At 53.8% G+C, this 12,856-nt stretch carries 10 protein-coding genes and 1 pseudogene; 4 read left to right on the top strand and 7 right to left on the bottom strand.

Features of this window, described 5'->3' with window-relative positions:
* Positions 1–95: 95 nt before the first annotated feature.
* The 3 genes from ACLJPE_RS13220 to pepA form a co-directional block, all read right to left on the bottom strand.
* Positions 96–2,951 (bottom strand): valine--tRNA ligase, encoded by a 2,856-nt coding sequence (locus ACLJPE_RS13220; protein ID WP_000416331.1) that lies wholly within the window; start codon positions 2,949–2,951, stop codon positions 96–98.
* A complete protein-coding gene (gene holC, locus ACLJPE_RS13225) occupies positions 2,951–3,394 on the bottom strand; it encodes a DNA polymerase III subunit chi (protein WP_001523689.1) in 444 nt (147 codons plus the stop codon). The genes ACLJPE_RS13220 and holC overlap by 1 nt, the downstream gene beginning before the upstream one ends.
* Positions 3,395–3,532: 138 nt before the next feature.
* A complete protein-coding gene (gene pepA, locus ACLJPE_RS13230; RefSeq protein WP_000397158.1) occupies positions 3,533–5,044 on the bottom strand; it encodes a leucyl aminopeptidase in 1,512 nt (503 codons plus the stop codon).
* A 280-nt stretch (positions 5,045–5,324) separates the two neighbouring features.
* Between pepA and ACLJPE_RS13235 the strand changes: the two genes are divergently transcribed.
* The 3 genes from ACLJPE_RS13235 (at position 5,325) to lptG (ending at position 7,621) form a co-directional block, all read left to right on the top strand.
* The gene (locus ACLJPE_RS13235; protein WP_212724070.1) at positions 5,325–5,375 is read left to right on the top strand and encodes a hypothetical protein; all 51 of its coding nucleotides are present in this window, start codon (positions 5,325–5,327) and stop codon (positions 5,373–5,375) included.
* A gap of 63 nt (positions 5,376–5,438) precedes the next feature.
* On the top strand, positions 5,439–6,539 hold the full coding sequence (gene lptF / locus ACLJPE_RS13240; RefSeq protein ID WP_000584132.1) for an LPS export ABC transporter permease LptF: 1,101 nt from the start codon (positions 5,439–5,441) through the stop codon (positions 6,537–6,539).
* Positions 6,539–7,621 carry an LPS export ABC transporter permease LptG gene (lptG, locus tag ACLJPE_RS13245; RefSeq protein ID WP_001182242.1) on the top strand — a complete coding sequence of 361 codons (1,083 nt, stop codon included), beginning with the start codon at positions 6,539–6,541 and terminating at the stop codon, positions 7,619–7,621. The genes lptF and lptG overlap by 1 nt, the downstream gene beginning before the upstream one ends.
* Before the next feature lie 216 nt (positions 7,622–7,837).
* On the opposite strand, the pseudogene ACLJPE_RS13250 reads toward lptG, so the two are convergent.
* The 4 genes and pseudogenes from ACLJPE_RS13250 to idnD all read right to left on the bottom strand — a co-directional run bounded on the left by ACLJPE_RS13250 (position 7,838) and on the right by idnD (position 12,101).
* Positions 7,838–8,836 (bottom strand): annotated as a pseudogene (locus ACLJPE_RS13250) (LacI family DNA-binding transcriptional regulator).
* 63 nt (positions 8,837–8,899) lie between these two features.
* Entirely contained in the window at positions 8,900–10,219 is a 1,320-nt protein-coding gene (gene idnT, locus ACLJPE_RS13255; RefSeq protein WP_001128356.1) for a gnt-II system L-idonate transporter, read from the bottom strand.
* 61 nt (positions 10,220–10,280) lie between these two features.
* A complete protein-coding gene (gene idnO, locus ACLJPE_RS13260) occupies positions 10,281–11,045 on the bottom strand; it encodes a gluconate 5-dehydrogenase (protein ID WP_000998688.1) in 765 nt (254 codons plus the stop codon).
* 24 nt (positions 11,046–11,069) lie between these two features.
* A complete protein-coding gene (gene idnD, locus ACLJPE_RS13265) occupies positions 11,070–12,101 on the bottom strand; it encodes an L-idonate 5-dehydrogenase (protein WP_039513704.1) in 1,032 nt (343 codons plus the stop codon).
* 216 nt (positions 12,102–12,317) lie between these two features.
* Here idnD and idnK point away from each other — a divergent pair, with 216 nt between their 5' ends.
* Positions 12,318–12,848 carry a gluconokinase gene (gene idnK / locus ACLJPE_RS13270; protein WP_000896756.1) on the top strand — a complete coding sequence of 177 codons (531 nt, stop codon included), beginning with the start codon at positions 12,318–12,320 and terminating at the stop codon, positions 12,846–12,848.
* Positions 12,849–12,856 lie beyond the last annotated feature (8 nt).

The raw sequence follows: 12,856 nt of genomic DNA on the forward strand, positions 1-12,856 counted from the left end.
ATGGCGGCGTGAATGCCTTATCCGGCCTACCGATCGCGCCATGTCAATAAGCGAACGTGTAGGCCTGGTAAGCGAAGCGCCATCAGGCTTTCAGATTACAGCGCGCTAATAACCGCCTGCTGCTCAATCAGTTTCGCTTTGGCTTCTGCGTAACCGTCCAGCTTCTCACGCTCTTTGGCAATCACCGCTTCCGGCGCACGGGCGACGAAACCTTCGTTGGACAGTTTGCCTTCGATACGGGCAATCTCGCCTTCGATTTTCGCCACTTCTTTCGCCAGACGCGCCAGCTCATCGTCTTTGTTGATGAGGCCTGCCATCGGGATCAGCAGTTCGGCGCCGTCGATGATTTTGGTCACGGAAACCGGGCCTTTGTCATCGGCTGGCAGCACGGTGATGCTTTCCAGACGCGCCAGGGTTTGCAGGAAGCTACGGTTGTCGTTAACACGACGAACGGCTTCTTCACTACAGCCGCGCAGCAGCAGTTCCAGCGGTTTGCCCGGGGCGATGTTCATTTCCGCACGAATGTTACGTACCGCGACGATCGCCTGCTTCAGCCACTCGGTATCGGCCAACGCGGCTTCATCCACCTGTGCGGCGTTATATTCCGGGAACGGCTGCAGCATGATGGTGTCGGCGGTAATACCGCAAATGACCTTCACGCGCTGCCAGATGGTTTCGGTGATGAACGGAATGATCGGGTGCGCCAGACGCAGCAAACCTTCCAGCACGGTGACCAGCGTATGGCGGGTGCCGCGCAGCTCAGACTCGGAACCCCCGGTCATCACCGGCTTGGTCAGCTCCAGATACCAGTCGCAGAACTGGTTCCAGGTGAACTCGTACAGGATGCCTGCGGCGATATCGAAGCGGAAGCTGTCCAGAGCGTCGCGGTAGGCTTTAACGGTCTGGTTGAATTCCGCCAGGATCCAGCGGTCCGCCAGCGACAGCGTCATTTCGCCGCCGTTGAAGCCGCAATCCTGCTCTTCGGTGTTCATCAGCACAAAGCGGCTGGCGTTCCACAGCTTGTTACAGAAGTTACGGTAACCTTCCAGACGCTTCATATCCCAGTTGATATCGCGGCCGGTCGAGGCCAGCGCCGCCAGGGTAAAGCGCAGGGCGTCGGTGCCGTGCGGCTCGATGCCGTTCGGGAACTGCTTCTCGGTACGCTTGCGAATTTTCTCCGCCATCTGCGGCTGCATCATATTGCCGGTGCGTTTTTCCAGCAGTTCCGGCAGGGAGATGCCGTCCACCATATCCAGCGGGTCGATAACGTTACCCTTGGATTTGGACATCTTCTGGCCTTCGTCGTCGCGAATCAGACCGGTCATATAGACGGTATGGAACGGCACCTGCGGCTTGCCGTTTTCATCTTTGATGAAGTGCATGGTCATCATGATCATGCGGGCAATCCAGAAGAAGATGATATCGAAGCCGGACACCATCACGCTGGTGGGGTGGAACTGACGCAGGGCGTCGGTGTTTTCCGGCCAGCCGAGGGTGGAGAAAGTCCACAGCGCGGAGGAGAACCAGGTATCGAGAACGTCTTCGTCCTGACGCAGCGCAACGTCGGCACCAAGGTTGTTTTCCTGACGCACTTCGTCTTCTGTACGGCCAACGTAGACGTTGCCGTCGTTGTCATACCATGCCGGGATACGGTGACCCCACCACAACTGACGAGAGATACACCAGTCCTGGATATCACGCATCCAGGAGAAGTACATGTTTTCGTACTGCTTCGGCACGAACTGAATGTCGCCGTTTTCAACCGCTTCCACCGCCGGTTTCGCCAGCACGTCGGCACGGACGTACCACTGGTCGGTTAGCATCGGTTCGATAACCACGCCGCCACGGTCGCCGTAAGGGACGGTCAGGTCGTGCGGTTTAATTTCTTCCAGCAAGCCGAGCGCGTCAACGGCAGCAACGATGGCCTTACGGGCAGCAAAGCGTTCCAGCTTCTGGAACTCAGCCGGAATCTCGCTGGAATAAACGTCAGACTCTTCACCTTTGGTATCGAACACTTCCGCGCTTTCGCGAATGTCGCCGTCAAAGGTCAGGATGTTGATCATCGGCAGGGCGTGACGTTTCCCGACTTCATAGTCGTTAAAGTCGTGCGCCGGGGTGATTTTTACGCAGCCGGTGCCTTTTTCCATATCGGCGTGTTCGTCGCCCACAATCGGAATACGGCGGTTAACCAGCGGCAGAATAACGAATTTGCCAATCAGATCTTTATAACGCGGATCTTCCGGGTTCACGGCCACGCCGGTATCGCCCAGTACGGTTTCCGGACGGGTGGTGGCGACGACCAGGTAATCTTTACCGTCTGCGGTTTTCGCGCCGTCGGCAAGCGGATAGCGGATGTGCCACATCGAGCCTTTGGACTCGCGGTTTTCCACTTCCAGGTCAGAGATGGCGGTGCGCAGCTTCGGGTCCCAGTTCACCAGGCGTTTGCCACGGTAAATCAGGTCTTCTTTGTACAGGCGGACAAAGACTTCTTTCACGGCATTGGAAAGACCTTCGTCCATGGTGAAGCGCTCGCGCTCCCAGTCAACGGAGTTGCCGAGACGGCGCATCTGACGGGTAATGGTGCCGCCGGATTCCGCTTTCCACTGCCAGATTTTGTCGATAAACGCATCGCGGCCGTAGTCGTGACGGGTTTTACCTTCTTCAGCGGCAATCTTGCGCTCAACCACCATCTGGGTCGCGATCCCGGCGTGGTCGGTGCCGACCTGCCACAGGGTGTTTTTACCCTGCATACGCTGGTAACGGATCATGGTATCCATGATGGTTTGCTGGAAAGCATGTCCCATATGCAAACTGCCGGTGACGTTCGGCGGCGGGATCATGATGCAGAAGGACTCTTTGCTTTCGTCGCCGTTAGGCTTGAAATAGCCCTGCTTTTCCCAGTGCTCGTAAAGCGGCTGTTCGATATCTTGGGGGTTATATGTCTTTTCCATTATTTCCAGGTTGCCGTATTCAGGTTAAAACCAGCCACGCGGTAGGCTTTGTAGCGTTCGCGCGCCAGTTGTTTCAAAGTTTCTTCGTAAGGGACGAAGTCTACCACTTCTGTGAAAGCGGTGGCAAAATCTGCAAAGCTTGTACGCAGGCTGATTAAAATATCGCGCGGGCTGCTGTTGCGTTTTTGCGGCCAGGCAATTTCAACCGGCGCGCCGCCGCGTGGGCCTTCGCCTGCCAGATTGTGCGGGACAAAACTTTCCGCCGGTCTCGCCCACAGCGCTTCATCCAGCCGAATGGCCTGCTTCTCATCTTCGCAGGCGATCAGCACGCGCTTGCCGGCGCGCCAACGTTCTGCGGCAATTTCACACACCAGTTGTTCAACGGCGCTTAAACCATTGACGGTAGTGTCATTATCCAGAAGATAGAACGTCGCATTTTTCATATATGGGGCTTCTTGTGGTGGATTTAAATGCGTTGCCATGATGCCTCCCGTAGGCCGGATAAGCGCAGCGCCATCCGGCAAAACGCCTGATGGCGCTGCGCTTATACGCCTTATCAGGCCTACGGGGTAATCTCAAACTTACTCTTCGCCGTTAAAGCCCGCGCGATTGAGCAGGAACTGCGACAACAGCGCTACCGGACGCCCCGTCGCGCCTTTCGCTTTGCCGGAGCGCCAGGCGGTGCCGGCGATATCCAGGTGCGCCCAGTTATACTTACGGGTAAAGCGCGACAGGAAGCAGCCCGCGGTGATGGCGCCGCCAGGACGACCACCAATGTTTGCCATATCCGCAAAGTTGGACTCCAGTTGTTCCTGGAACTCATCGCCCAGCGGCAGACGCCACGCGCGGTCGCCAGCCTGCTCGGACGCGCCGATCAGTTCATGCGCCAGCGGGTTATGGTTCGACATCAGACCGGTAATGTGATGGCCCAGCGCAATCACGCAGGCCCCGGTTAGCGTCGCCACGTCGATAACCGCTTCCGGTTCGAAGCGCTCAACGTAGGTCAGCACGTCGCACAAAACCAGACGGCCTTCGGCGTCGGTGTTCAGGACTTCAACGGTTTGACCAGACATGGTGGTCAGCACGTCGCCCGGACGATACGCGCGTCCGCCCGGCATGTTTTCACAGCCCGCCAGCACGCCGATAACGTTAATCGGTAGCTGAAGCTCGGCAACCATACGCATCACGCCGTAAACCGCCGCTGCGCCGCACATGTCGTACTTCATCTCGTCCATCCCTTCAGATGGCTTGATGGAGATGCCGCCGGAGTCGAAGGTCAGGCCTTTACCCACCAGCACGATCGGGCGCGCGTCTTCGGATGGATTGCCCTTGTACTCAATCACCGACATCAGCGATTCATTCTGCGAACCGTGGCCGACCGCCAGATAAGCGTTCATACCCAGTTCGCGCATTTGCTGTTCGCCGATGACGCGGGTGATGACATTTTTGCTGTAGCTGTCGGCCAACTGGCGCGCCTGTGACGCCAGGTAGGCGGCGTTACAGATATTGGGCGGCATGTTGCCGAGATCTTTCGCAGCCTTAATCCCGGCGGCAATGGCCAGACCGTGCTGAATGGCGCGTTCGCCGCTGGTGAGCTCACGGCGGGTCGGCACATTAAAGACCATCTTACGTAGCGGGCGGCGCGGCTCGCTCTTGTTGGTCTTGAGTTGATCAAAGCTATAAAGCGTCTCTTTGGCCGTTTCGACGGCCTGACGCACTTTCCAGTAGTTGTTGCGGCCTTTGACGTGCAGTTCGGTCAGGAAACAGACGGCTTCCATTGAGCCGGTATCATTCAGAGTATTTATCGTTTTCTGAATAACCTGCTTATACTGACGTTCATCAAGCTCGCGCTCTTTGCCGCAACCAATGAGGAGGATTCGCTCGGAAAGAACGTTAGGAACATGGTGCAGCAACAGAGTCTGCCCCGGTTTTCCTTCCAGTTCGCCGCGACGCAGCAATGCGCTGATGTATCCGTCGCTAATTTTGTCGAGCTGTTCTGCAATCGGAGAAAGGCGACGCGGTTCAAAGACGCCCACGACAATGCAGGCACTCCGCTGTTTCTCCGGGCTACCGCTTTTTACACTGAACTCCATGCACTATGCTCCTGAATCTTAAAGACAACAGTGGTGGCTACAGCTATACTCGTCGTCTTTCAAGTTGCAGATGCGTTGGCTGCGCCTGCTCACCCCTGTCGCTTACCTGATGTAAGCTCCGGGGCTCCACAGTCTTGCCGCCTGCCTGCAACTCGAAATCCATTAGAGTATAGAAATTGAAAGCTTTCGTAACTCATATCCGCTGTTGCGGTGACTTCGTGTTAATCTTAACGTTATTACGGCATTGGCACGTCAGAACAAGTTCTGAGAGGTGAATCCGCTGAGTATAATGATCTTAGCGATGATTTCGACGACTCAAGAGAATAAATGACGTTTAAGCCATGAAACAAGCTAAATTCCAGCAAAAAAATGGGTTTTTACGGGCGTATTTAAAGTGATAATCATAAGATATCTGGTGCGGGAGACGCTCAAAAGCCAGCTGGCGATACTCTTCATCTTACTTTTGATCTTCTTTTGTCAAAAGTTAGTGAGGATTCTCGGCGCGGCGGTTGACGGCGATATTCCCGCAAATCTGGTGCTCTCGCTTCTGGGGCTGGGCGTACCGGAAATGGCGCAGCTCATCCTGCCTTTAAGCCTGTTCCTGGGGCTGCTGATGACGCTGGGCAAACTGTATACCGAAAGTGAAATTACGGTCATGCACGCCTGTGGGTTGAGCAAAGCCGTGCTGGTAAAGGCCGCCATGGTACTGGCGTTATTTACCGGTATCCTTGCGGCGGTTAACGTGATGTGGGCCGGTCCCTGGTCGTCAAAACACCAGGATGAAGTGCTGGCGGAGGCGAAAGCGAACCCCGGTATGGCGGCGCTGGCGCAGGGGCAATTCCAGCAGGCGACCAACGGCAGCTCGGTGCTGTTTATCGAAAGCGTTGATGGCAGCGACTTCCACGATGTTTTCCTGGCGCAGATTCGCCCTAAGGGCAATGCTCGTCCTTCTGTGGTAGTGGCTGATTCCGGACACCTTACTCAGTTGCGCGATGGTTCCCAGGTTGTCACCTTAAACAAAGGGACACGTTTTGAAGGAACGGCGTTGCTACGCGATTTTCGCATCACCGACTTCCAGAACTATCAGGCGATTATTGGCCATCAGGCCGTGGCGCTGGACCCGAACGATACCGACCAGATGGACATGCGCACGCTGTGGAATACCGACAACGATCGCGCTCGCGCCGAGCTGCACTGGCGTATCACGTTAGTCTTTACCGTATTTATGATGGCGCTGATGGTCGTGCCGCTCAGCGTGGTGAATCCACGTCAGGGGCGCGTCTTGTCTATGTTGCCCGCCATGCTGCTTTATCTGCTGTTCTTCCTGATCCAGACCTCCATTAAATCGAATGGCGGTAAAGGCAAACTGGACCCGGTTATCTGGATGTGGGCGGTCAACCTGATCTATCTGGCGTTGGCGATTGGTTTAAACCTGTGGGATACGGTGCCGGTCCGCCGCCTGCGTGCCCGTTTTCTGCGTAAAGGAGCGGTATAATGCAGCCATTTGGTGTACTTGACCGCTATATCGGTAAAACCATTTTTACCACCATCATGATGACGTTGTTCATGCTGGTGTCGCTCTCCGGGATCATCAAGTTTGTCGATCAGCTGAAAAAAGCGGGGCAGGGTAACTACGACGCGCTGGGCGCGGGTATGTACACCCTGCTCAGCGTACCTAAGGATATCCAGATCTTCTTTCCTATGGCGGCGCTGCTTGGCGCGCTGCTGGGACTGGGGATGCTGGCGCAGCGTAGCGAACTGGTGGTGATGCAGGCATCGGGTTTCACCCGTATGCAGGTGGCGCTGTCGGTGATGAAAACGGCTATCCCCCTGGTGCTGTTAACCATGGCGATCGGCGAATGGGTCGCCCCGCAGGGCGAGCAGATGGCGCGTAACTATCGTGCGCAGGCGATGTATGGCGGTTCGCTGCTTTCCACCCAGCAAGGTCTGTGGGCGAAAGACGGGAATAACTTTGTCTATATTGAACGGGTGAAGGGCGACGAGGAGCTGGCCGGCATTAGTATTTACGCTTTCAACGATCAGCGTCGTTTGCAGTCGGTGCGTTACGCCGCTTCGGCAAAATTCGACCCGGAGCATAAGGTCTGGCGTTTGTCGCAGGTGGATGAGTCCGATCTGCAAAACCCGAAACAGATCACCGGTTCGCAGACGGTGAGCGGTACCTGGAAAACGAATCTGACGCCGGATAAGTTAGGTGTGGTGGCGCTGGACCCGGATGCGCTTTCCATCAGCGGTCTGCATAACTACGTTAAATATCTGAAGTCGAGCGGACAGGACGCCGGACGTTATCAGCTCAATATGTGGAGTAAAATCTTCCAGCCGCTCTCCGTGGCGGTGATGATGCTGATGGCGCTGTCGTTTATCTTTGGCCCACTGCGTAGTGTGCCGATGGGCGTGCGCGTGGTGACGGGGATTAGCTTCGGCTTCGTCTTTTACGTTCTCGACCAGATTTTTGGCCCGCTGACGCTGGTATACGGCATTCCGCCGATTGTCGGCGCGCTGCTGCCGAGCGCGTCTTTCTTCCTGATTAGCCTGTGGCTAATGCTGCGTAAGTCGTAATCACAGGCTGCCATCCGGCAATGCAGTAAAGCGCAGTGCCTGATGGCGCTGCGCTTATCAGGCCTACTATGACCCGTAGGCCTGATAAGTCCTTTCCGCCGCCATCCGGCAGACCGCCTGGTATTCCTCGAATGATGTAGTGCGTAACCTGACGCGTGGCGCTTTTGGCTACGCGTTAAGCTCAGGCAAGCTGCGGGAAAAAGTAGATCAAAAAATTTATAACGTGCTGCCGTGATAAATCTGATAACCCAAATCAATCGTATTATGGTTGAGATCGTTATTTTTAATTTTGTTGAGCAACATCTGCGCGGCTCTGCGCCCGATCTCAAAACGAGGGGTAATTACGCTGGCGAGGCTCGGTATCATTTGCCTGCCCATCTCCAGACCGTGGAAGCCGGCGATGGAGATCTGCTCCGGTACGGCCAGTTGACGCTCGCGGCACCACAGTAGAGCGCCCATTGCGATATCGTCGTTAGTACAAAAGACGCCATCCACGTCCGGGTGCGCAGCAAGCGCATCACGCATTAGCTGTATCCCCAGATGGATAGAGGAGATAGCGCGGGGATTGATGCGCAACGGCGCCAGCCCCCGGCGCGTCATCGCATCGCAGTAGCCATGATAACGCTGCTCATCACGGATATCGTCTTTTGAACCCAGATAGAGGATTTTACGCCGCTGGCGTTTATCCAGCATGGTGCTGACCATATCAAAGGCGGCCTGACGGTTATCAAACCCCACCTCCATATCTAAGCGATCGCCCTGGATATCCATGAGTTCTACAATCGGAAGGGTAGCTGAGCGCAGGAATTTGACGGTTCTGAGGGTATGATATTTTTCTGAAAGAATAATGCCGTCGATATTGTAAGACAGTAAATTGATAACGGACTCTTCTTCCGAATCGCGATTGTAATTGTAATTCGCAATGAGAGTTTGGTAGTTATGACCCGACGTTACGGATTCAATCCCGGCAAGAATGTCGGCAAACAACTGGTTCTGAAAAGAGGGGATCAGCACGCCCAGAGTGTAACTTTGCGCGTTTAACAGCATAGCTGGCGCGCGATTTGGTATTTAGTTAATTTCTTCCATGATCTGCGCAATACGCTCGCCGGTTTCCCTGGCGACTTTTTTCGGCGAGCGGATGTAACGGCTCACCGTCATTTTTGTCACGCCAGCAAGCGTAGCGATATCCTGCAAAGAAATTCTGTGATTCCTCATGTTTTCTCCAGTACCGGGGGCGGGAACGTCGCCCCCATGGTTAATTGGGCTGCGGATGATGAATTAATGCAGAACCGCATTCAGCGCCAGTACGCCCAGCAACCCCATGACAGAAATCAATGTTTCCATAACGGTCCAGGTGCGTAGGGTTTCCCCGACGCTAAGATTAAAATACCCTTTAAACAGCCAAAAACCGGGATCGTTAACATGTGATGCAATAACGCTTCCCGCGCCTGTCGCCAGTACCATTAACGCCGGATCGGCGTGGGTTACGTTAATAATCGGCAATACGACGCCCGCTGTGGTTATCGCGGCCACGGTCGCGGAACCTAACGCAATACGCAGCACGGCGGCTACCGTCCAGCACATTAATAACGGAGATAGCGAGGTGCCGGTCATTAATTGCGAGATATATTGGCCCACGCCGCTATCCACCAGCACTTGCTTAAACGCGCCGCCGCCCGCGATGATAAAAACAATCATCGCAATAGCGCCAATGGACTCGCCGACGATATCCATCACCTGCTCAACCGTACGTCCATTGCGTCGCCCCAGGGTAAAAATGGCGATGATAATGGCAATAAACAACGCCACTGCTGGATTACCGATAAATTCGAAGAAAACCCGCACGGCATTCGTTTTTGGCAGCGTGATTTCACATACCGCTGCGATGGCCATCAGAATGACCGGGATCACGGCGGCAAAAATACTGTTCCAGAATGACGGCATCTCCTCTTCACTGAATAGGTGAGGATTAAATAATCCTTCAGGCGGCGCTTTCTCAAAGCGCGCCAGCAATTTTGAAAACAGAGGGCCGGCAACAATCACGGTCGGTATGGTAATGATTAACCCATACAGCAGGGTCGTACCGAGATTTGCCTCAAAAATTGTCGCAATAGCGGTAGGGCCGGGATGCGGCGGCAGGAAGCAGTGCGTAACGGATAAGGCGGCGACCATTGGAACCCCGACATACAGCAAGGGCAGTCCCGATGAGGCCACAATCGTAAAAACGAGCGGCAACAGCAGTACGAATCCGACTTCAAAAAACATTGCCAGGCCGACGATAAGCCCGGTGATCACCAGCGCCCATTGCACGCGTTTTTTACCGAACGTATTAATGAGCGTCGTCGCAATGCGCTGCGCGGCGCCGGTATCGGAAATTAATCTTCCCAGCATCGCGCCAAAACCGAGGATCATGGCGAGTCCGCCCAGAGTACCGCCAATTCCGTTTTGTATGGAGTGCAGGACGTCTTGCGCGCCCATCCCTTCGGCAAAACCCACCACGGCGGCAACCAGAACAAGGGCGATAAAGCCGTTAACTTTAAAGCCAATCATTAAGACCAACAGCAGCGCAACGCCTGCCGCAATAATTATTAATGGCATATTCGTCTCTCTTATTAGCGCCAAAATAGCAGCGCTTACGCGCTGCATCGTATTTCCCTGGTCAGACGGCAACCAGCATACCGCCATCGACAAACAGCAGATGTCCGTTAACAAAGTCGGAGGCTTTTGACGAGAGAAACACCGCTGCGCCAATAAGCTCCTGGGGATCGCCCCAGCGTGCGGCAGGCGTACGTTTGCATAGCCAGGAGGTGAAGGCTTCATCTTCAACCAGCGCTTTGGTCATCTCCGTTTTGAAGTATCCCGGCGCAATACCGTTGACCTGGATATTATGACGCGCCAGCTCCACGCACATGCCGCGAGTCAGCATCTTCACGGCACCCTTCGACGCGGCGTATGGCGTAATCGTGTCGCGGCCCAGCTCGCTTTGCATCGAACAGATGTTGATCACTTTTCCTGCCTGCCGCGCCACCATACGGCGCGTAACGGCCTGAGAGACGAGAAAAACCGCGGTCTGATTTACGGCGATGACGTCATTCCACTCCTGCTCGGGAAACTCAGTAAACGGATGACGGCGCTGGATACCGGCGTTATTTATCAGGACGTCAATGACGCCGATATCTTTTTCGATATGTTCAACCGCAGCTTCAATATCCTGTTTATGGGTGACATTAAAGGGAGCGGCAATAGCCTTTATCCCTTCCTGCTGAAGTTTCGTCACGGCTGTTTCGGCGCGCTCCGGGGTAATATCGTTAACAATAATGCGCGCGCCATAGCGACCAAGACCGGTTGCCAGCAAATAACCAATTCCCTGAGCGGCTCCGGTGATAAGGATATTTTTACCTGCCAGAGAAAAAAGATCGTTCATGATAGTGTCCCTTATTTTACTTTCTCAGAAAACGAGCTGAACTTTTGCCGCCTGTGTTTTGTCTCCGGCAAAGATCAGCGCCGCTTCCAGGTCGGTAAATGGATATTCCGCGCTCAGTAACGGCAGCGGATTGATAACGCGGTTGGCAAGCCAGGAAACCGCAGTATTAAATTCGGTAGTAAAACGGAAAGAGCCTTTCAGGGAGATCTCTTTGCTTATTACCATCATCATCGGGAAGTTGGGAACTGCGCCGCCCATGCCAACCTGCACCATCACGCCTTTTGCCCGTGTGACTTCCAGACACGTTGAGATAGAGGAAGGATGCCCGGAGACTTCAAAACTGATATCGAAATACCCTTTTTCTGCTTTCCAGTCATCGAGAGAATCATGCTGTGGGTTCACCAGCGTATCCGCGCCCATCTGCCGGGCCAGCGAGAGAGAACGGGTACTGATATCGGCACATACCACTTCCGCCGCGCCCAGCGTTTTTACCGCGCTAACAATCAGGCAGCCGATAGGGCCAACGCCGGAGATAAAGACGCGTTTGCCTTGCAGATCGCCCGCCTCATGAGCCGCATGAATGGCAACCGCCAGCGGTTCGGCAAAGGCCATGGCTTTTTCGTCTGCCTGTTCCGGCCAGGGAATGCACTGAACGGTATCGACAGCTTTAAATCGGGTAAAACCGCCATCGACATGCGGAAAATACATGGCGCTGCCAAAGAAACGCATTTCAGTACAGTGGTTTTCTTCATGCTGCAGACAGTATTTGCAATGACCGCAAGGCTTCGATGGATTAATCGCTACCGGTTGTCCTTCACGTAATAAATCTGAGTCGCTATGAACGATTTTGCCAATCACTTCATGACCTAAAATCATTGGCGCTTTTACTGTAAAATTGCCGACTTTGCCTTCCTGATAATAATGTAAGTCAGACCCACAAATGCCGCCTCGGGTAATTTGTACGAGTGTTCCTTTATTATTCCATTCAATATTTTGTTCCGTAACGGCAACAGCACGCTTACCCGCAACAACGCAGGATTGAGTTTTTACTTCCATAAATTCCTCACTGGTCAGGTAGTTACCCTGAACGCATTTAAGCGGTTTTATTTGTCATTATTTGTGACTTACGTCACGCTGGAAAATTGTTACACTACAATGTTACGCATAACGTGATGTGCCTTAGAGTTCTTCTCTATGGAAGTTAAAAAACGTGAAATTGTCGAACGTAGAGGCGTAATATTGTGGAGTGGAATATGACTCAGAGGTATTTAAATGGCCGGGGAAAGCTATATTTTAATGGGTGTTTCAGGTAGTGGTAAGTCTTTAATAGGTAGCAAAATTGCAACATTATTTTCTGCGAAGTTTATTGACGGCGATGATCTCCATCCGGCGAAAAACATTGATAAAATGTCTCAGGGAATACCGTTAACTGATGAAGACCGCTTACCCTGGCTGGAACGATTAAATGACGCTTCATACAGTCTTTATAAAAAAAATGAGACGGGATTTATTGTCTGCTCGTCATTAAAAAAACAGTACCGCGATATTTTACGTAAGAGCAGCCCTAACGTACATTTCCTGTGGCTGGATGGCGATTACGCCACCATTCTGCAGCGAATGCAGCGTCGTGCCGGGCATTTTATGCCGCCAGACCTGCTGCAAAGTCAGTTTGACGCGCTGGAGCGACCCTGTGCTGATGAACATGATATTGCGCGTATCGATGTTAATCATGACATCGAGCACGTGACGGAGCAGTGCCGACTGGCTGTACAGGCTTTTCGTCAGGCACTCAGCGCTTCCTGATCATGGTC

The organism is Salmonella sp. SAL04196 (assembly GCF_046550835.1).
GTDB lineage: Bacteria > Pseudomonadota > Gammaproteobacteria > Enterobacterales > Enterobacteriaceae > Salmonella > Salmonella enterica.

What these genes read in the sequence shown, in the direction of transcription:
- ACLJPE_RS13220 (WP_000416331.1), bottom strand. Translation starts at nt 2,951, where the DNA reads ATGGAAAAGACATATAACCCCCAAGATATCGAACAGCCGCTTTACGAG.
- holC (WP_001523689.1), bottom strand. Translation starts at nt 3,394, where the DNA reads ATGAAAAATGCGACGTTCTATCTTCTGGATAATGACACTACCGTCAAT.
- pepA (WP_000397158.1), bottom strand. Translation starts at nt 5,044, where the DNA reads ATGGAGTTCAGTGTAAAAAGCGGTAGCCCGGAGAAACAGCGGAGTGCC.
- lptG (WP_001182242.1), top strand. Translation starts at nt 6,539, where the DNA reads ATGCAGCCATTTGGTGTACTTGACCGCTATATCGGTAAAACCATTTTT.
- idnT (WP_001128356.1), bottom strand. Translation starts at nt 10,219, where the DNA reads ATGCCATTAATAATTATTGCGGCAGGCGTTGCGCTGCTGTTGGTCTTA.
- idnO (WP_000998688.1), bottom strand. Translation starts at nt 11,045, where the DNA reads ATGAACGATCTTTTTTCTCTGGCAGGTAAAAATATCCTTATCACCGGA.
- idnD (WP_039513704.1), bottom strand. Translation starts at nt 12,101, where the DNA reads ATGGAAGTAAAAACTCAATCCTGCGTTGTTGCGGGTAAGCGTGCTGTT.
- idnK (WP_000896756.1), top strand. Translation starts at nt 12,318, where the DNA reads ATGGCCGGGGAAAGCTATATTTTAATGGGTGTTTCAGGTAGTGGTAAG.